General features: G+C 68.1%; 15 protein-coding genes. 5 read left to right on the forward strand and 10 right to left on the reverse strand.

Features of this window, described 5'->3' with window-relative positions; translation table 11 throughout:
* Positions 1–23: 23 nt before the first annotated feature.
* From HSX14_RS02100 to HSX14_RS02120, 5 genes are all read left to right on the forward strand, one after another.
* Positions 24–1,118 carry a polyamine ABC transporter substrate-binding protein gene (locus tag HSX14_RS02100; RefSeq protein ID WP_173176593.1) on the forward strand — a complete coding sequence of 365 codons (1,095 nt, stop codon included), beginning with the start codon at positions 24–26 and terminating at the stop codon, positions 1,116–1,118.
* A gap of 74 nt (positions 1,119–1,192) precedes the next feature.
* Positions 1,193–2,284 carry a polyamine ABC transporter substrate-binding protein gene (locus HSX14_RS02105; RefSeq protein WP_173176591.1) on the forward strand — a complete coding sequence of 364 codons (1,092 nt, stop codon included), beginning with the start codon at positions 1,193–1,195 and terminating at the stop codon, positions 2,282–2,284.
* Positions 2,285–2,429: 145 nt separating this feature from the next.
* A complete protein-coding gene (gene potA / locus HSX14_RS02110; protein WP_111263689.1) occupies positions 2,430–3,572 on the forward strand; it encodes a polyamine ABC transporter ATP-binding protein in 1,143 nt (380 codons plus the stop codon).
* Positions 3,573–3,595: 23 nt separating this feature from the next.
* On the forward strand, positions 3,596–4,477 hold the full coding sequence (locus tag HSX14_RS02115) for an ABC transporter permease subunit (protein WP_173176769.1): 882 nt from the start codon (positions 3,596–3,598) through the stop codon (positions 4,475–4,477).
* The gene (locus HSX14_RS02120; protein WP_173176589.1) at positions 4,474–5,358 is read left to right on the forward strand and encodes an ABC transporter permease subunit; all 885 of its coding nucleotides are present in this window, start codon (positions 4,474–4,476) and stop codon (positions 5,356–5,358) included. Before HSX14_RS02115 ends, HSX14_RS02120 begins: the two co-directional genes overlap by 4 nt.
* Before the next feature lie 111 nt (positions 5,359–5,469).
* Here the strand turns inward: HSX14_RS02120 and HSX14_RS02125 are convergent, their stop codons facing one another.
* From HSX14_RS02125 to HSX14_RS02170, 10 genes are all read right to left on the reverse strand, one after another.
* Positions 5,470–7,122, reverse strand: a complete 1,653-nt coding sequence (locus HSX14_RS02125) for a GMC family oxidoreductase (protein ID WP_173176587.1) — start codon at positions 7,120–7,122, stop codon at positions 5,470–5,472.
* 48 nt (positions 7,123–7,170) lie between these two features.
* The gene (locus HSX14_RS02130; protein ID WP_173176585.1) at positions 7,171–8,007 is read right to left on the reverse strand and encodes an ABC transporter ATP-binding protein; all 837 of its coding nucleotides are present in this window, start codon (positions 8,005–8,007) and stop codon (positions 7,171–7,173) included.
* Complete coding sequence (locus tag HSX14_RS02135; RefSeq protein WP_173176583.1) at positions 7,995–8,798, reverse strand: ABC transporter permease; 804 nt, start codon at positions 8,796–8,798, stop codon at positions 7,995–7,997. Before HSX14_RS02135 ends, HSX14_RS02130 begins: the two co-directional genes overlap by 13 nt.
* Before the next feature lie 10 nt (positions 8,799–8,808).
* Positions 8,809–9,792, reverse strand: a complete 984-nt coding sequence (locus HSX14_RS02140; RefSeq protein WP_173176581.1) for an ABC transporter substrate-binding protein — start codon at positions 9,790–9,792, stop codon at positions 8,809–8,811.
* Positions 9,793–10,237: 445 nt separating this feature from the next.
* Positions 10,238–11,635, reverse strand: coding sequence for an aspartate aminotransferase family protein (locus HSX14_RS02145; protein WP_173176579.1), 1,398 nt, complete (start codon positions 11,633–11,635; stop codon positions 10,238–10,240).
* A gap of 16 nt (positions 11,636–11,651) precedes the next feature.
* Positions 11,652–13,085 (reverse strand): APC family permease, encoded by a 1,434-nt coding sequence (locus HSX14_RS02150; protein ID WP_173176577.1) that lies wholly within the window; start codon positions 13,083–13,085, stop codon positions 11,652–11,654.
* 122 nt (positions 13,086–13,207) lie between these two features.
* Entirely contained in the window at positions 13,208–14,260 is a 1,053-nt protein-coding gene (locus HSX14_RS02155) for an ABC transporter substrate-binding protein (RefSeq protein ID WP_173176575.1), read from the reverse strand.
* A 147-nt stretch (positions 14,261–14,407) separates the two neighbouring features.
* Entirely contained in the window at positions 14,408–15,898 is a 1,491-nt protein-coding gene (locus tag HSX14_RS02160; protein WP_173176573.1) for an aldehyde dehydrogenase, read from the reverse strand.
* Positions 15,899–16,425: 527 nt separating this feature from the next.
* Positions 16,426–17,589, reverse strand: a complete 1,164-nt coding sequence (argE, locus tag HSX14_RS02165) for an acetylornithine deacetylase (RefSeq protein WP_173176571.1) — start codon at positions 17,587–17,589, stop codon at positions 16,426–16,428.
* The gene (locus HSX14_RS02170) at positions 17,582–18,259 is read right to left on the reverse strand and encodes a DUF1028 domain-containing protein (RefSeq protein ID WP_173176569.1); all 678 of its coding nucleotides are present in this window, start codon (positions 18,257–18,259) and stop codon (positions 17,582–17,584) included. The genes argE and HSX14_RS02170 overlap by 8 nt, the downstream gene beginning before the upstream one ends.
* Positions 18,260–18,268: the final 9 nt, after the last annotated feature.

Below are 18,268 nucleotides of genomic sequence, written 5' to 3' on the forward strand. Positions count from 1 at the left end.
AACCACCCCGAGAGGACCTCCTCATGCGCAATCGCCCCTGGCTGTACGGGTTGCTGGCCAGCTTCCTCGCCGTGTCCATGACACAGGCCGAGGAGCGTGTCGTGCATGTGTACAACTGGTCCGATTACATCGCCCCGGACACCCTGGAGAACTTCCAGAAGGAAACCGGGATCAAGGTGGTCTACGACGTCTTCGACTCCAACGAAACCCTCGACGGCAAGCTCGCCACCGGGCAATCCGGCTACGACGTGGTGGTCCCCACCAACCACTTCCTGGCCAAGCAGATCAAGGCCGGCACCTACCAGAAGCTGGACAAGTCCAAGCTGCCGAACCTCTCCCACCTGGACCCTGCCGTGCTGAAGAACCTCGCCGGCGGCGATCCGGGCAACGAATACTCCGTGCCCTACATGTGGGGCACCAACGGCATCGGCCTCAACGCCACCAAGGTGCGCGCCATCCTCGGCGCCGATGCCAAGCTCGATTCCTGGTCGCTGCTGTTCGATCCCGCCGTGGTCAGGCAGCTCACCCAGTGCGGCGTGGCCCTGATCGATTCCGGCGACGAAGTCATGCCGCAGATGATCAACTACCTCGGTGGCTCGCCCCATACCCACGAGCGCGCCGACTACGACAAGGCCACCGCCCAGCTGCTCAAGGTGCGCCCGTACATCACCTACTTCCACTCCTCCAAGTCCATCGGCGACCTCGCCAACGGCGACATCTGCATCGCCTTCGGCTATTCCGGCGACATGCTCCAGGCCGCCAGCCGCGCCAAGGAAGCCGGGCGCACGGACGACATCATCTACGTGATCCCCAAGGAAGGCACCGCCATGTGGGCGGACATGCTCGCCATCCCCCGCGACGCCAAGCACGTCGACGAGGCGCATGCCTTCATCAACTACCTGATGCGGCCGGATGTAATCGCCAAGATCAGCGACTACGTTTCCTACGCCAACGCCAACAAGGATGCGACCGCGCTGGTGGATGCCGGCGTGCGCGATAACCCCGGCGTCTACCCCTCGCCGGAAGTGATGGCCAAGCTCTACGTGGCCCGGGAGCGCCCGCGCGATGTCCAGCGCTGGCTGACCCGTGACTGGACCCGGATAAAAAGCGGTCGTTGAGACGACAACCCGATAAGAAACTCCGCAGCGCGCCCCGGTGCGCCAGCGGCCCGGCCTATCAAGAGGATTAAAGTGTGCGAGTTTCCTTCTGCAAAACCCTGATCACCGCCGCCGTGCTGACCCTGGCTTCACAGGCCCATGCCGAGCAGACGGTGCACATCTACAACTGGTCCGACTACATCGGCGAGACCACCCTGGCCGACTTCCAGAAGGAAACCGGCATCAAGCCCGTCTACGACGTCTTCGACTCCAACGAAACCCTCGAAGGCAAGCTCCTGGCCGGCCGCACCGGCTATGACGTGGTGGTGCCCTCCAACCACTTCCTCGGCAAGCAGATCAAGGCCGGCGCCTTCCAGAAGCTGGACCGCAGCCAGCTGAAGAACTGGGGCAACCTCGACCCCGCCCTGCTCAAGCGCCTGGAAGCCAACGACCCCGGCAACCAGTACGCCGTCCCCTACCTCTGGGGCACCAACGGCATCGGCTACAACGCCGAGAAGGTCAAGGCCGTGCTCGGCGTCGACAAGATCGACTCCTGGTCGGTGATCTTCGAACCCGAGAACATCAAGAAGCTCAGCCAGTGCGGCGTGGCCTTCCTCGACTCGGCCGACGAGATGATCCCGGCCATGCTCAACTACCTGGGCCTGGACCCCAACAGCAAGAACCCGGACGACTACAAGAAGGCCGAGGCCAAGCTGATGGAGGTCCGCCCCTACGTGACCTACTTCCACTCCTCCAAGTACATCGGCGACCTGGCCAACGGCGACATCTGCGTCGCGGCGGGCTTCTCCGGCGACATCTTCCAGGCCGCCGCGCGCGCCGAGGAAGCCGGCAAGGGCGTCGAGATCGCCTACGCGATCCCCAAGGAGGGCGGCAACCTGTGGTTCGACATGGTCGCCGTGCCGGCCGACGCCGCCAACGTCAAGGAGGCCCATGCCTTCATCGACTACCTGCTGCGCCCCGACGTCATCGCCAAGGTCAGCGACTACGTGGGCTACGCCAACCCGAACACCAAGTCGGGCGAATTCATGAATCAGGACGTGCGTGACGACGAGTCCGTGTACCCGCCACAAGCGGTGCTGGACAAGCTGTATGTCTCGGAGGAACTGCCTCCGAAGGTGCAGCGGCTGATGACCCGGAGCTGGACCAAGGTCAAGTCGGGCAAGTGATCGGGGGCGAGCCGCGCGGGCCGGCCCCGCGCAGCTCGCGCCAGAGCGGGCGACGAGCGGACCAGGACGCGTGTCTCGCGCCTAACGAGCGATACTCAACGCAACCGGCCATAATGGCCGGCTAGCAAGAATTGGGAGTGTGGTAATGGCAATAGCCTCCGGTGCCTACAAGAAAGCCCTCGAGGGCAACCAGCAACCCAAAGAGGTGCTGGTCAAGATCGACCGGGTGACCAAGCAGTTCGACGAGACCCTTGCGGTGGACGACGTCTCGCTGACCATCAACAAGGGCGAGATCTTCGCCCTGCTGGGTGGCTCGGGCTCGGGCAAGTCGACCCTGCTGCGCATGCTGGCGGGTTTCGAGCGTCCGACCGAGGGTCGCATCTTCCTCGACGGCGTCGACATCACCGACATGCCGCCCTACGAGCGGCCGATCAACATGATGTTCCAGTCCTATGCGCTCTTCCCGCATATGACTGTTGCGCAGAACATCGCCTTCGGACTCAAACAAGACCGTCTGCCCGCCGCCGAGATCGACGAGCGCGTCACCGAGATGCTCAAGCTCGTGCAGATGACCCAGTACGCCAAGCGCAAGCCGCACCAGCTCTCCGGTGGCCAGCGCCAGCGCGTGGCCCTGGCCCGCTCGCTGGCCAAGCGTCCCAAGCTGCTGCTGCTCGACGAGCCCATGGGCGCGCTGGACAAGAAGCTGCGTTCGCAGATGCAGCTGGAGCTGGTGGAGATCATCGAGCGCGTCGGCGTGACCTGCGTCATGGTGACCCACGACCAGGAAGAGGCCATGACCATGGCCCAGCGCATCGCCATCATGCACCTGGGCTGCATCGAGCAGATCGGCAGCCCGGTGGACATCTACGAGACCCCCATCAGCCGCCTGGTGTGCGAGTTCATCGGCAACGTCAACCTGTTCGACGGCGAAGTGGTGGAAGACCTCGAGGCCCACGCCCTGATCGCCTGCCCCGAGCTGGAGCGGCCGATCTACGTCGGCCACGGCGTGACCACCTCGGTGCAGGACAAGCGCATCACCTACGCCCTGCGCCCCGAGAAGCTGCTGGTCACCACCGAGCAGCCCACCTGCGAGTACAACTGGTCGCGCGGCAAGATCCACGACATCGCCTACCTGGGCGGTCACTCGGTGTTCTACGTCAAGCTGCCCGGCGGCTCCATCGTCCAGTCCTTCGTCGCCAACGCCGAGCGTCGTGGCGCACGTCCGACCTGGGACGATGAAGTCTTCGTGTGGTGGGAGGACGACAGCGGGGTGGTGCTGCGCTCATGAAAATCTCCAGACTGAAGAAACGCCTGCCCACGGGCCGGCACGCGGTGATCGGGATCCCGTTCCTCTGGCTGTTCCTGTTCTTCCTGCTGCCCTTCGCCATCGTGCTGAAGATCAGCTTCGCGGAAGCGGACGTGGCGATCCCGCCCTACACCGAGATCTACACCTGGGCCGACAACCAGCTGCAGATCGTCCTCAACCTCGGCAACTACTTCATGCTGAGCGAGGACGAACTCTACCTGGCCGCCTACCTGGGCTCGCTGAAGATGGCCTTCTTCAGCACCCTGCTGTGCCTGCTGATCGGCTACCCGATGGCCTACGCCATCGCCCGCGCCGGCAAGGAAGCGCAGACCGTGCTGCTGCTGCTGATCATGATGCCGACCTGGACCGCCATCCTCATCCGCGTCTACGCCTGGATGGGCATCCTCAGCAACAACGGCCTGCTCAACGGCTTCCTCATGGGCATCGGCCTGATCAGCGAACCGCTGCAGATCCTCAACACCAACACCGCGGTCTACATCGGCGTGGTCTATTCCTACCTGCCGTTCATGATCCTGCCGCTGTACGCCAACCTGGTGAAGCACGACCAGAGCCTGCTGGAAGCCGCCTCGGACCTCGGTTCGAGCAACTTCAACAGCTTCTGGAAGATCACCGTGCCGCTGTCGAAGAACGGCATCATCGCAGGCTCCATGCTGGTGTTCATCCCGGTGGTGGGCGAGTTCGTGATCCCCGAACTGCTCGGCGGCCCGGAGACCCTGATGATCGGCAAGGTGCTGTGGCAGGAGTTCTTCAACAACCGCGACTGGCCCGTGGCGTCCGCGCTGGCGGTGGTGATGCTGGCGATCCTCATCGTCCCGATCATCCTGTTCAACCGTAACCAAGCCAAGGAACTGGAGGGCAAGGTATGAAGCGCTTCAGTTTCTCCAACGTGATGCTGTGGATCGGCCTGCTGTTCATCTACCTGCCGATGCTGATCCTGGTGATCTACTCGTTCAACGCCTCCAAGCTGGTGACGGTCTGGGGCGGCTGGTCGGTGAAGTGGTACGTCGGCCTGCTCGACAACACCCAGCTGATGAACTCGGTGATGCGCTCCCTGGAGATCGCCTGCTACACTGCCATCGCGGCGGTGGCGCTGGGCACCCTGGCGGCCTTCGTCCTGACCCGCATCCCGCGCTTCCGTGGCCGTACCATGTTCGGCGGCCTGGTCACCGCGCCGCTGGTCATGCCCGAGGTCATCACCGGCCTGTCGCTGCTGCTGCTGTTCGTGGCCATGGCGCAACTGATCGGCTGGCCCCAGGAGCGTGGCATCGTCACCATCTGGATCGCCCACACCACCTTCTGCTCGGCCTATGTGGCCATCGTGGTGTCGGCGCGCCTGCGCGAGCTGGACCTGTCCATCGAGGAGGCCGCCATGGACCTCGGTGCGCGTCCGTGGAAGGTGTTCCTGCTGATCACCATCCCGATGATCGCGCCGTCCCTGGCGGCAGGCGGCATGATGTCGTTCGCCCTGTCCCTGGACGACCTGGTCCTGGCGAGCTTCGTCTCCGGCCCCGGCTCCACCACCCTGCCGATGGAGGTCTTCTCCGCCGTGCGCCTGGGCGTGAAGCCGGAGATCAACGCCGTGGCCAGCCTGATCCTGCTGACCGTCTCGCTGTTCACCTTCTTCGCCTGGTACTTCAGCCGCCAGGCCGAGGAGCGCCGCAAGCGCGCCATCCAGGAAGCCATGGAATCCATGGCCGCCGAAGCCGCCTCCAGCAACAAGCGCCGCGCCGCCAGCCAACCGGCCTGACCGCGCGCCGCCAACGAGAAAGGCCACCTTCGGGTGGCCTTTTTCATGTCCGACAGGGTGGCGCACCTCGCGGGGTGTGCGCACCGTCATCCCCGCGAGCGCGGGGACCCACTAGACCGCTGCCACCGCCACCTCCTCCCGTGCATCGGCCTCGGCCACTCCACCTTCCAGGATCAACTGCGCCGCCTTCTCGCCGATCATGATGCACGGCGCGTTGGTGTTGCCGCTGACCAGGGTCGGCATGATCGACGCATCGGCCACGCGCAGGCCCTTCACCCCGCGCACCCGCAGTTGCGGGTCCACCACGCTCATGGCGTCCACGCCCATCTTGCAGGTGCCCACCGGGTGGAACACCGTGGCCGCGTGCTCGCGGATGTAGGCCATGAGCTGCTCGTCGCTCTGCACCTCGGCCCCGGGCAGCATCTCCCTGCCGCGCAGGCCATCGAAGGCGGCGCCGGCGAGGATGCGCCGCGCCAGGCGGATGCCCTCGATCAGCACCCGGGCGTCCTCTGGGTCGGCGAGGAAGTTGTAGTCGATCTCGATCGCCCCGCGCGCCTTCACCCGCAGCTCGCCGATGCTGCCGGGGCGCAGCACGCAGGTGTGCACCGCGTAGCCGTGGCCCCATTCGAACAGGCGGCCGCGATGGCTGCGGTAGCCCGGCACGAAGTGGAACTGCACGTCCGGCAGCGCGCCGGCCAGGGGCGTGCGGGCGAAGCCGCCGGCTTCCACGTAGTTGGTGGTCAGCCAGCCCTTGCGTTGCGCCAGGTACCTGAAGGGCGAGAGCAGCACGCTGGGCAGCGAGCCCCAGGAGAAGCCCAGGGTCAGCGGGCTCGGCGAACGCACCGTGACCAGGCCGTCGAGGTGGTCCTGCAGGTTCTTGCCGACGCCGGGCAGGTCGACCTGCACCGCGATGCCCGCCGCCTCCAGCTCCGCCCGGGGGCCGATGCCGGAGGCCAGGAGCACCTGCGGCGAGCCGATGGCGCCGGCGGCGAGTATCACCTCGCGCCCGCACTCCAGGCGCAGTTCCGCGCCGTCGCGCTCGACCCGCACGCCCTGGGCGGCGCCGTCCTCCAGCAGCAGCGACAGCACCGTGCAGCCGGTCAGCACCTCCAGGTTCGGCCGCTCGCGCACCGGCGCGACGAAGGCGCGGTAGCTGGACAGCCGTCGCGCGTCCTTCTGCGTCAGGTCGTAGATGCCGACGCCTTCGAGCTGGCCGCCGTTGAAGTCGTCGTTGCGCTTCAGGCCGATGGCCTCGGCGGCCTTGATGAACAGATGCGACAGCGGGTTGGGGTCGCGGGCGCGGTCCACCGCGAGCTCGCCCCGGGTGCCGTGGTAGGCCGGGTCCTGGCCCAGGCGGTTGCCCTCGGATTTCCTGAACAGCGGCAGCACCTCGCGCCAGCTCCAGCCGTCGCAGCCGAGTGCGGCCCAGCGGTCGTAGTCGGAGGCGTCGCCACGGATGTAGATCATCGAGTTCATCGAGCTGGAGCCACCCAGTGCCTTGCCGCGCGGGCAGTGCAGCTGGCGGCCGTTGAGGCGCGTCTGGGGCGCGGAGAAGAAGTTCCAGCTGAAGCGCCGGCTCTTGTACAGGGTGATGGTGCCGGCCGGCGTCTGCACGCGGGGGCTGGCGTCGCTGCCGCCGGCCTCGATCAGGCAGACGCGCACGGTGGGGTCGGCGCTGAGACGGTTGGCCAGGACGCAGCCGGCCGATCCGGCGCCGACCACCAGGTAGTCGAAGCGCCGGGGCGATGGAGTCGAAGCGGGCATGGGGCCCTCCTTGCGGTGGTGCCGGGGCGGGCGCGCCGCCCCGGGCTGTCAGTGCATCTCTTCGAGGTCGTCGTGGAGCAGGCCGAGGATCTCGCGCTTCATCTCGATGAAGGCGCGGTCCATGACCATGTCCAGGTCGCGCGGACGGGGGATGGGCACGTCGAGCTCGCGCTTGATGTGGCCGGGGCGGGCGCCCATGACGTAGATGCGGTCGCCCAGCAGGATGGCCTCGTCGATGTCGTGGGTAACGAACACCACGGTCTTCTTGCTGTGCTCCCACACCCGCAGCAACAGCTTCTGCATCTGCATGCGGGTCTGGCTGTCGAGGGCGCCGAAGGGCTCGTCCATCAGCAGGATCTGCGGGTCGTTGGCCAGCGCGCGGGCGATCGCCACGCGTTGCATCATGCCGCCGGAGAGCTGCTTGGGGTAATGCCCGGCGAAGCTCGCCAGGCCCACCTCGGCCAGGTAGAAGTCGACGATCTCCTGGCGTTCGCCCTTGGGCATGCCCTTGCGCTTGAGGCCGAACTCGATGTTCTCGCGCACGCTGAGCCAGGGGAACAGGGTGTAGCCCTGGAACACCATGCCGCGGTCGGCACCCGGCCCCTCGACGCGCTTGCCGCCCACGTGGATCTCCCCGGAGGTGGGCTCGGCCAGGCCGGCGGTGAGGTACAGCAGGCTCGACTTGCCGCAGCCGGAGGGCCCCACCAGCACGGCGAACTGCTGGTCCGGCACGCTCAGGGAGACGTTCTCCAGCGCGGCGAAGGTCTGTCCGCCCGGGCTCTGGTAGCGCAGGCAGACGTTGTCCACGCGCAGGCGCTCGGCGGGGTTCGCGGGCAGCGCAGGCGCGGCCACGGATTGGTTGTGCATGGCTGCTACTGCGCCCATGAGGCCACCTTCAGTCGGAGGAGTCGGAACAGTTGGTCGGTCACCAGCCCGAGCAGGCCGATGATGGCGATGGCGAGGAAGATCACGTCCACCTGGAAGCCGCGCATGGCCTTCAGGCTGATGTAGCCCAGGCCGCTGCTGGCGGCGACCAGCTCGGCCACCACCAGGTAGGTCCAGGCCCAGCCCATGGTCACCCGCAGGGTGTCCAGCACGCCGGGCAGTGAGGCCGGGCCGAGCACGTGCAGCACCACGTCGCGGCGGCTCGAACCCAGGGTGTAGGAGGCGTTGATCAGGTCCCGCGAGACGCCCTTGGAAACGTCCGCGATCATCACCAGCTGCTGGAAGAACACGCCAAAGATGATCACCGTCACCCGCTGCTCCAGGCCGATGCCGATCCACAGGATGAACAGCGGCACGAAGGAGGTCACCGGCAGGTAGCGGACGAAGTTCACCAGCGGCTCGAGGAAGGCCTGGACGATGCGGAAGCTGCCCATCAGCAGCCCCAGCGGCACCGCCACCAGGGACGACACCGCGAAGCCGATGAGCACCACCTCGACACTCGCCAGCACGTGCTTGCCGAGGGTGCCGTCGCCGGCCAGGCGCGCGGCCGCCTCCAGCACCGCGCCCGGGGTGGGCAGGAACATCGCCGGCACCACGCCGCCGTAGGACAGCCCGGCCCAGAGGCCGAGCACCAGCAGCCAGCCGAGGCTGCCCGCACCGAGTATCAGCTTCGCCGGCAGCTCGACCTTGGGGGTCAGGCAGCGGTTCAGCCAGGAGTGTCGAGAGGCCATGGTCTTCCCCTTACTGGCTGACGAAGCGGGTGTCGACGAGGTCGTCGTAGCTGACCTCGTAGCGCTTGCCCTGCAGGGCGCTCCAGGTCTCGTTGGCCAGGCGGATCACGCCCTTGATGTCACCGGGCTTGCCGGGCACGCCGAGCAGCCCCTCGCTCATGGCCTGGTCGTAGAAGCGCACGCCCTTGGCCGCGTTGGCCAGCTCCACCGGGTCGGCCAGGTAGCCGCCGACGCCCTTGGCCATGATCTCGTGGGCCTTCTCGGGGTTGTCCCTGGTGAACTGCACGGCCTTGTACAGGCCCTTGACCAGCGCCTTCACGTCCTCGGGCTGCTTGTCGATCACATCGCAGGAGAGCGCCACCACGTCGACGATCACGCCGGGGGTCTTGCTGCTGTCGATGAGCACCTTGCCTTCCCCCTTCTGGCGCACCAGCGACAGGTGCGGCTCCCAGGTCACGGCGGCGGGCACGCGGCCGGCGATGAAGGCGGTGGCGGCGTCGTCGGCCGTCATGTTCTGGATATCCAGGTCGGCCATGGTCATGCCGTTGTGCTTGAGCAGGTAGGACAGCCAGAACTGCGAGACCGAGCCCTCGTTGACCGCCACCGACTGGCCCTTGAGCTCCTTCAGGCTGGTGACCCCGTTGCCCACCAGCACGCCGTCGCCGCCGTAGCTCTCGTCCAGCGCGGCGACCGCCTTGAAGCAGAAGTCCTTGGAGCGGTACTTGAGGATCTCGTCGATGGTCGAGGCCGAGCCGGAGAGCTTCCCGGAGGCCTGGGCGGCCATGTACATCGAGGCCTCCTCGATGGTGGTCAGCTCGACATCCAGGCCCTGCTCCTTGAAGTAGCCGAGATCGCGAGCCAGGTACAGCGTGCCGTAGCCGACCCAGGTGGTGTGGCCGATGGACAGGGTGCCCGCCTGCGCGCCGGCGGCGGAGAGCGCCAGCGCGGTGCAGGTGAGGGGAAGGGTGAAGCGACGAAGCAAGGACTGGATCATTGGAACACTCCCGCATTAGTTGTTGGAATTGCTGGGCAGTACGGGCCATTGGCCGAATTCGTTCCGCGCCCCGGGCCTGCGTGGGCTCGGGGTCCTGTTCTGCTGCGGCTCCCTCCATGGGCCGTGGGGCGGTCGGTGCGTCTTGCGGTGCCGCGCCGTGGAGCGGGACCGGGCCATCGCGGCGCCGGCCCCTTTTTGCCGCCACCGAAGTGGGTTCCCGTTATGTAGGGTGGGCTTCAGCCCACCTTTTCCTCCTGCACCGCGGCCTGGAGACGGCCCCGGTTTATCTAGCCGTTGGGAAGGACGGGGCACGTGCGCGGCCCCGTCGCGGGTTGATGCATTGCTGGTGGGCTGAAGCCCACCCTACGGTGCTGTGGCCCCGTCGCGGGTCAATGCATCGCTGCCCACCCTACGGTGCCGTCATTCCCGCGAACGCGGGAACCCACTAGGCAGCGGGCAAAGCCCCCGCTTCGATCTCCCGCGCCGTGCGCTCCACCGCGCGGCGGGTCTTGTCCACCAGCTCGTCCAGCTCGGCGCGGGTGGCCACCAGTGCCGGCGCCATGATCATCCGGCCCAGGGTGGAGCGGATGATCACGCCCTCCTCGAAACCGAGGGTGCGGCAGCGCCAGGCGATGTCGTTCTCGTTGTCGAAGCGCTTGCGCGTGGCCTTGTCCTGGACGAACTGCAACGCCGCCACCAGGCCGGTGCCCTGCACCTCGCCGATCAGCGGGTGGTCGGCGAAGACCTCGCGCAGGCACTGCTGCAGGTAGGGGCCGGTGTCGTTCTTCACCTGGGCGACCACGCCCTCGTCGCGCAGCGCCTTGAGGTTGGCGATGGCCACGGCGGCGGCCACCGGGTGCCCGGAGTAGGTCAGGCCGTGGGCGAACACGCCGCCCTGCTCCACCAGCACCTCGGCGATGCGCTTGCCCAGCACCAGGCCGCCCATGGGCACGTAGCCGGAGGTCAGGCCCTTGGCTATGGACAGGGTGTCGGGCTGGAAGCCGAAGTGCTGGTGGGCGAACCATTCGCCGGTGCGGCCGAAGCCGCCGATCACCTCGTCCGCGCACAGCAGCACGTCGTACTGGCGGCAGATGCGCTGGATCTCCGGCCAGTAGGACTCCGGCGGGAAGATCATCCCGCCCGCGCCCTGGAAGGGCTCGGCGATGAAGCCGGCGACGTTCTCGGCACCCAGTTCGAGGATCTTCTCCTCCAGCTGGCGGGCGCAGCGCAGGCCGAACTCGGCCGGCGTCAGGTCGCCGCCCTGGGCGAACCAGTAGGGCTCGTCGATGTGCGCGACGTCGGGGATCAGCCCGCCCATCTCGTGCATGAACTTCATCCCGCCCAGGGCGGTGGCCGCCAGGGTGGAGCCGTGGTAGCCGTTCCAGCGGCCGATCATCACCTTCTTCTGCGGCTGGCCGAGGATCTGCCAGTAACGACGCACGGTGCGGATCAGCACCTCGTTCGCCTCGGAACCGGAGTTGGTGTAGATCGCGTGGCTGTAGTGGCCGGGCAGCAGGCTGAAGAGCAGTTCGGAGAGTTCCACCACCGCCGGGTGGGTGGTGTGGAAGAACATGTTGTAGTACGGCAGCTGCTCCAGCTGGCGGGCGGCGGCGGCGGCCAGGTCCTTGCGGCCGTAGCCCAGGTTGGTGCACCACAGGCCCGACATGCCGTCGAGGTAGCGCTTGCCGTCGTTGTCCCACAGGTACAGGCCCTCGCCCCGGGTGATCACGCGCGGGCCCTCGGCGTTCAGTGCCTTCTGGTCGAGAAAGGCATGGATGTGGTGCGCGGCATCGGCTGCCTGGTAGTCCTCGGTACTGCGCTGCGGGGTGATGGGAGCGTTCATGGTCTTCTCCTGCTCGTCAAAGCGGTTCGGGGGAAAGGGCGGCGCGGGTCAGCGGCGCCGGCTCGGAAGGGGTCAGCGGCTCGGGCACGAACAGCGGCTTGCCCATCACCAGCCTGATCCAGGCCACGGCGATCACCGAGATCAGGCCGAGCACCACGCCGGCGGTGCCGAAGATCTTCGCGGTCATCTCCGGGGTCGGCGAGACGTGGTAGATGGCAAAGAGCATGCCGGCGATGCCGAGCACCTGGGGCCAGGGATAGAAGGGCGAGCGGAACGGCCGCGCGATGTGCGGGTAGCGGCGGCGCAGGGCGATCACATCGATGTGCACGATGATGTAGGCCAGCAGCCAGGCCAGCGCGGCGGCCAGCAGCAACAGGCTGATGGCGTCCGGGTCCTGGCCGAGCAGCAGGATCGGCAGGCCGGTGATGGCGGCGATGAACAGCACCGCCACCCAGGGCGTGCGGGCGCGGCGGCTGAGGCGCTTGAACTGCGGGAAGGCCTGGCCGTTCTGCGCCATGCCGTAGAGCATGCGCGGCAGCGCGGCCAGGGAGGAGTTGACCGTGCTGCAGGTGGCGGTCACCGCGGCGGCCACCAGGAACAGCTTGCCGGCCTCGCCGAACACGGTGGTGGCGAAGAGGAAATGCGGCAGCGGGTCGGCCGCCAGCTGCTCGCGGGGGATGCACAGCAGCGCGCCGAGGCAGTAGAGGACGATGATGCCGAAGATCAGCGTGAGGCCGATGATCATCGAGCGCGGGATGTTGCGTTCCGGGCGGCGCGTCTCCTCCACCAGGGGGCAGACGAACTCGGCGCCGACGAAGCCCCAGATGGCCATGGCCGCCAGGGTCAGCGTGCCGGCTTGCAACGGGTTCCAGCCCTGGTCCAGGGGCGTCGTGGTGGCGGCCAGGTCGCTGCCGACGGCACCCAGCCCGAGGGCCAGCAGGCTTACCACCATCACCAGCGCCAGGGCGCTCTGCAGGCGGGCGAAGACGTCGATGCCCAGCAGGTTGAAGCCGGTGAACAGGGCGAGCACGCCATAGGCGACCAGCATGGGCGGCAGCGCGCCGGGGTAGACCTTGCCGATGATCAGGTCGAGCAGCAGCAACTCGGCGGAGAGGGCGAACATCGCCACCACCATGTAGCCCGAGAAGGTGGCGAGGATGGCCGGGAAGTGGCCGATGGCGACTTCGGTGTAGCTGCTCAGGCTGCCGGCGCGGGGGATCATCAGCGAGAGTTCGGAGAACGACAGGGCATAGGTCAGCGCCAGCAGGTAGGCGATGCCCAGGGGAATGATGAAGCCCAGGCCGGCCAGGCCGGCGCCTTGCAGCATCAGCACCATCACACCCTGGGACACCACCAGGCCGACGGCGACCGCCACCAGCGGGCCCAGTCCGAGGACGCGGCGCAGGCCGCCCGATTGCCCCGTGGCAGGGATGGAAACACTCGCACTCATGACGCTCTCCCGATCTTCTTGTTATCCGCCTGCGGCTCAGGGGCCGCCGGCTGGTGCGACGGATGCACCCGTCGTTCGGCCCCTCCCGCGCAGGGTTCGCCCGGCGCGGGCGGGGCCATGGCTCAGCGCGCCGCCCAGGCGTTGAAGCGTTCCTCCAGCTCCTCGCCGTGGTTGACCCAGAACTCCGCATCCACCAGCTGCGCCTCGGCGAGGTTCGCCGGCGCGGTGGGCAGTTGTGCCTGGGTGGCCGCGGGCAGCTGCGCCAGGGCGTCCTGGCGCACCGGCCCGTAGGGGATCTGGCTGGAGAACTGCTTCTGGGTCTCGGCCTGGCTGGCGAAGGCGATGAAGCGCTCGGCCAGCGCCTTGTTCGGGCTGCCGCGGACGATGGCCCAGTGGTCCGGGTCGTAGAGGTTGCCGTTCCACACGATGGCGAGCGCGGAACCCTCCTTCTGCGCGGCGGCGATGCGGCCGTTGTAGGCGGCGGACATCACCACGTCGCCGGCCGCCAGCCACTGCGGCGGTTGCGCACCGGCCTCCCACCACTGGATGTGCGGCTTGATCTGGTCGAGCTTGGCGAAGGCGCGGGTGACGCCTTCCGGGGTCGCCAGCACGCTGTACAGGTTCTCGCGCTTCACCCCGTCGGCCAGCAGCGCCGCTTCCAGGGTGTACTTGGCGCCCTTGCGCAGGCCGCGCTTGCCGGGGAAGCGCTCGAGGTCCCAGAAGTCGGCCCATGAGGTGGGCGCCGCCGCCAGCTTGCCGGCGTCGTAGGCCAGCACCATGGACCACACGTAGCTCGCCACGCCGCACTCGCTCAGGGTGCCGGGCATGAAGCTCGCGGCATTGCCGAGCAGGGCCGGGTCGATGGGCTCGAACAGGCCTTCCTCGCAACCGCGCAGCAGCTCGGGGCTCTCCACCTCCACCACGTCCCAGCTGACCTGGCCGATATCGACCATGGCCTTCACCTTCGACAGCTCGCCGTTGTATTCGCCGGCCACCACCCTGGCCGCGCCGCTCTGCTCGAACGGCCTGAAGTAGGCGGCGTCCTGGGCGGCCTTGGTGGCACCACCGAAGGAGATCACGGTGAGCTTCGCGGGCTGGGCCTGGGCGATGCCGAGGCTGCTGAGCAGGGCCAGCCCGAAGGCCGTGGACAGGGTGGGACGCAAGGATCTGGACATGAGAACTCCCTCACTACTTTTTCAGTCGTGTTCAGTTGTCGAGGCAGTTGTGGCCCTGGGGCCGGGGCTCCGCGCGTGCACGGGCGCGGATGGTTTTCTTGTCATGGCGGCCGCGCGGCGAGGCGCGGCCGGGTCGTCGTCGCGACCTCAGCGCAGCTGGAACCAGGTGGTCTTCAGCTGGCTGTACTTGTCGAAGGAGTGCAGCGAGAGGTCGCGCCCGAAACCCGATTGCCGGCCGCCGCCGAAGGGCACGGTGACGTCCAGCGCGTCCACGGTGTTCACCGACACGGTGCCCGCCTTGAGCGCGCGGGCGACGCGGTGGGCGCGGTGCAGGTCGTCGCTCCACACCGAGGCGGCCAGGCCGTAGACGCTGTCGTTGGCGAGGCGGATGGCTTCCTCCTCGCTGTCGAATGCGCTGATGGCCAGCACCGGGCCGAAGACCTCCTCGCGCGCCAGGGTCATGTCGCTGCGCACATCGGCGAAGACGGTGGGCTCGACGAAGTTGCTCGAGCCGTTGAAGGTCAGGCGCCGGCCACCGGCCAGCAGCCGCGCGCCCTGGCCCTGGGCGCCCTCGATGAAGGCCATGACGCGGCCGGTCTGCGCCGCATCGACGATGGCGCCGGCACGGCTGGCCGGGTCCAGCGGGTCGCCGGGCATCCAGTCGCGGGCCTTGGCCAGCAGGCGCTCGATGAATTCGTCCTGGATGGAGCGCTGCACGTAGAGGCGCGAGTTGGCCGAGCACACCTCGCCCTGGTTGAAGAAGATGCCGAAGGCGGCCTTCTCGGCGGCCAGGTCGAGGTCGCGGCAGTCCTCGAACACCAGGTTCGGGCTCTTGCCACCGCACTCCAGCCAGACCTGCTTGAGGTTGGACTGGGCCGAATAACCCATGAAGTACTTGCCCACCTGGGTGGAGCCGGTGAACACCAGGCAGTCCACGTCCGGGTGCAGGCCGAGGGCGCGGCCGGCGCTCTCGCCCAGGCCCGGCACCACGTTGAGCACGCCCTCGGGGATGCCGGCCTCCAGGGCCAGTTCGCCCAGGCGCAGGGCGGAGAAGGGCGACTGCTCGGCGGGCTTGAGCACCACGCTGTTGCCGGCGGCGAGCGCCGGGGCCAGCTTCCAGGCGGCCATGTCGAGGGGGAAGTTCCAGGGCACCACGGCGGCGACCACGCCCAGCGCTTCGCGGGTGATGGTGGCCAGGGTCCCGGGGGCGGTGGGCGCCACCTGGTCGTAGAGCTTGTCCAGCGCCTCGCCGTACCAGGCGAAGACGTTGGCGGCGCCGGGCACGTCGATGGTGTAGGCGTCCATCACCGGCTTGCCCATGTCGAGGGAGTCCAGCAGGGCCAGCTCCTCGCGGTGGGCCAGCATCAGCTCGGCCAGGCGCAGCAGCACCTTCTTGCGCTCCACCGGCGCCATGCGTGCCCAGGGGCCCTGCTCGAAGGCGCGGCGGGCGCTGCGCACGGCGAGGTCCACCTCGGCCTCGCCGCAGGCGGCGACGCGGGCCAGGAGCTGGTTGGTCGCGGGGTTGATGGAATCGAAGGTGGCGCCGGATGCGGCGGATACCAGGCGGCCGTCGATGAGCGCCTGGTCAATGAATGCTTGCCGGGCAGCTCGCTGCTGCCAATAGCCGAGATCGAACACGCTGCACTCCCACTCGACCGTCTTCGCGGTCTGGTTGTTATTCGTGACTGGCTTGATGGTGCGACAGAGTTCGGCTTAGGAAAATTATTAAAAATATGCTCGCTGGATAAGAAAAAGCTCGGTAGCGGAACCGCGCGCAAAGAGGCCTGCCGGCCTGGGCTCCAGCCTGGGGCGTCGGGGGGGCGGGGTGCGCCATCGGGGTGCAGAAACCCAGAAAAACAGGGGGTGCCGAACGGGCTCCTGTAGGGGCGAATTCATTCGCCCGCCGCCCACAGGCGGCCTTGTAGGAGCGGATTCATCCGCGATGGATCCAGGCCCAGGCAAGGCCTCACCTTGGGTCGTCCGCCTCGATCCAACTCCGTAGCCCGGGCTTCAGCCCGGGGGTGGCAGGGCATCGTCCCGGACTGAAGTCCGGGCTACACGAGCAGACCGCGCCGGAGGGGTTCCGCAGGGGGCGCATGTGCCTCGCCGATGCATCGCTGGTGGGCTGAAGCCCACCCTACGGTTGCGGGTGTGCGAAAGGTGGATCAGCTCGGGTCTACCAGGTAGTCGGCCAGGCGCAGGAGCATGGCGTCGCAGGCGTGGAGCTGTTCGAGGCTGATGAACTCGTCGGGCTTGTGCCCCTGGTCCATGCTGCCGGGGCCGCAGACCACGGTGGGGATGCCGGCCTGGTCGAACAGCCCTCCCTCGGTGCCGAAGGCGACGGTGCCGAATTCGCTGGAGCCGGCGATCCGCGCCAGCAGCCGTGCGGCGTCGCTGTCGGGCTGGGTGGCGAGGCCGGGGTAGGCGCTCAGGCTCTGCAGCCGTATGCCGGTATCGGCCTGCACCGCCTGCATCGTCGGCAACAGCTCGGACTCGGCGTAGCGCTGCAGCTCATCCGCCACCTGCTGGGCATCGAAGCCGGGCAGGGCGCGGACCTCGAAGTCGAACTCGCATTCCGCCGGGACTATGTTCAGTGCCCGGCCGCCCTTGATCAGGCCGGTCTGCACCGTGGAGAAGGGCGGGTCGAAGCGCGGGTCGTGGTGCTCGATGCGGGCCAGCCGCGTGCCGATATCGCCCAGCTTGCCGATCAGCCGCGCGGCGTATTCGATGGCGTTGACGCCCTGGGGGGCATAGGCGGAATGGCAGGCGGCGCCCTGCACCTGGCAGCGCATGGCCAGCTTGCCCTTGTGGCCGAGCACCGGCTTGAGTTCGGTGGGCTCGCCGATCAGGCACAACAGCGGCTTGTGCGGGCGCTTCTCCAGCTCGGCGAGCATGCTGCGCACGCCGAGGCAGCCGACTTCCTCGTCATAGGAGAAGGCCAGGTGCACCGGCACCTGAAGCGGGCGTTCGAGGAAGCGCGGCACCGCCGCCAGCACGGACGCGATGAAGCCCTTCATGTCGGCGGTGCCGCGCCCGTAGAGGCGGCCGTCGCGCTCGCTCAGGCGGAAGGGCGGAAGGGTCCAGGCCTGCCCGTCCACCGGCACCACGTCGGTGTGCCCGGACAGCACGACGCCACCCCGCTCGCGCGGGCCGAGGGTGGCGAAGAGGTTGGCCTTGGTGCCTTCCGGGTTGTGGAACAGCTCGCTGTCCACGCCGAAGCCGGCGAGGTAGTCGCGGATGAAGGCGATCAGCTCCAGGTTGGAGTCCCGGCTGACGGTGGCGAAGCCGATCAGCCGCTCCAGCAGGTCGCGGCTGCTCGCCTCACTCATCGCCGGGCACCCCGTAGCTGGGCGCTGCCGTCGGGTCCAGGGCGCGGGTGATGTAGTCCTGCATCTGCGGGCGGTAGGCCTGCCAGAGGCCGTCGAGGCGGCCGATGGGGTCCTCGTCCGCCCAGTCCACGCGCAGGTCGACGATGGGCCAGGTGAGGTCGTCCACTACCTTGAGCGCCGCCGAATGCACCGGGCCGGCCTCGCCCCCGGCGGCCATCGCCGCGTGCATGGCCGCCAGCAGCCGGTCGGCCAGGAGCCCCGGCGCGTTTTCGAAGGCCTGCACCATGGCGTCGATCACCCCGGTGCCCGAGAGCAGGTTGCCGGCCGCCACGCATTGCTCGCCGGCCACGGCGTTGTGCAGGCCCAGGGCCTCCTTGCCGCTGAACAGGGCGGTGCGGCCCTGGCCGTCGATCACCGTCACCTGGCGGTACTGGCTCCAGCCGTTGGCATGCAGCGCCCGGTCCAGGGCGGCGGCGGGTTCGAGGTGCTGGTGCTCCAGCAGGTCGAGGATCTGCGGGCCCAGGGCCGGCAGGGTGACGTTCTGGGTGGCCACCGCGCCGACACCGGCGCGCAGCCAGGGGCAGCGGGCGCCGACGGCGATGCTGGAGGAGCTGATGGCGATGCCCAGCTGCCCGGTGTCCGCGCAGCGGCCGATGATCGAGAAAGTCATGGGTCGCTC

This window comes from Pseudomonas tohonis, from assembly GCF_012767755.2.
GTDB lineage: Bacteria > Pseudomonadota > Gammaproteobacteria > Pseudomonadales > Pseudomonadaceae > Metapseudomonas > Metapseudomonas tohonis.

Bases quoted from the DNA above. Each gene is read 5' to 3' on its own strand.
- HSX14_RS02145 (WP_173176579.1), bottom strand. From the start codon at position 11,635: ATGAACGCTCCCATCACCCCGCAGCGCAGTACCGAGGACTACCAGGCA.
- HSX14_RS02100 (WP_173176593.1), top strand. From the start codon at position 24: ATGCGCAATCGCCCCTGGCTGTACGGGTTGCTGGCCAGCTTCCTCGCC.
- HSX14_RS02155 (WP_173176575.1), bottom strand. From the start codon at position 14,260: ATGTCCAGATCCTTGCGTCCCACCCTGTCCACGGCCTTCGGGCTGGCC.
- HSX14_RS02135 (WP_173176583.1), bottom strand. From the start codon at position 8,798: ATGGCCTCTCGACACTCCTGGCTGAACCGCTGCCTGACCCCCAAGGTC.
- HSX14_RS02130 (WP_173176585.1), bottom strand. From the start codon at position 8,007: ATGGGCGCAGTAGCAGCCATGCACAACCAATCCGTGGCCGCGCCTGCG.
- HSX14_RS02150 (WP_173176577.1), bottom strand. From the start codon at position 13,085: ATGAGTGCGAGTGTTTCCATCCCTGCCACGGGGCAATCGGGCGGCCTG.
- HSX14_RS02170 (WP_173176569.1), bottom strand. From the start codon at position 18,259: ATGACTTTCTCGATCATCGGCCGCTGCGCGGACACCGGGCAGCTGGGC.
- HSX14_RS02125 (WP_173176587.1), bottom strand. From the start codon at position 7,122: ATGCCCGCTTCGACTCCATCGCCCCGGCGCTTCGACTACCTGGTGGTC.
- potA (WP_111263689.1), top strand. From the start codon at position 2,430: ATGGCAATAGCCTCCGGTGCCTACAAGAAAGCCCTCGAGGGCAACCAG.
- argE (WP_173176571.1), bottom strand. From the start codon at position 17,589: ATGAGTGAGGCGAGCAGCCGCGACCTGCTGGAGCGGCTGATCGGCTTC.
- HSX14_RS02140 (WP_173176581.1), bottom strand. From the start codon at position 9,792: ATGATCCAGTCCTTGCTTCGTCGCTTCACCCTTCCCCTCACCTGCACC.
- HSX14_RS02120 (WP_173176589.1), top strand. From the start codon at position 4,474: ATGAAGCGCTTCAGTTTCTCCAACGTGATGCTGTGGATCGGCCTGCTG.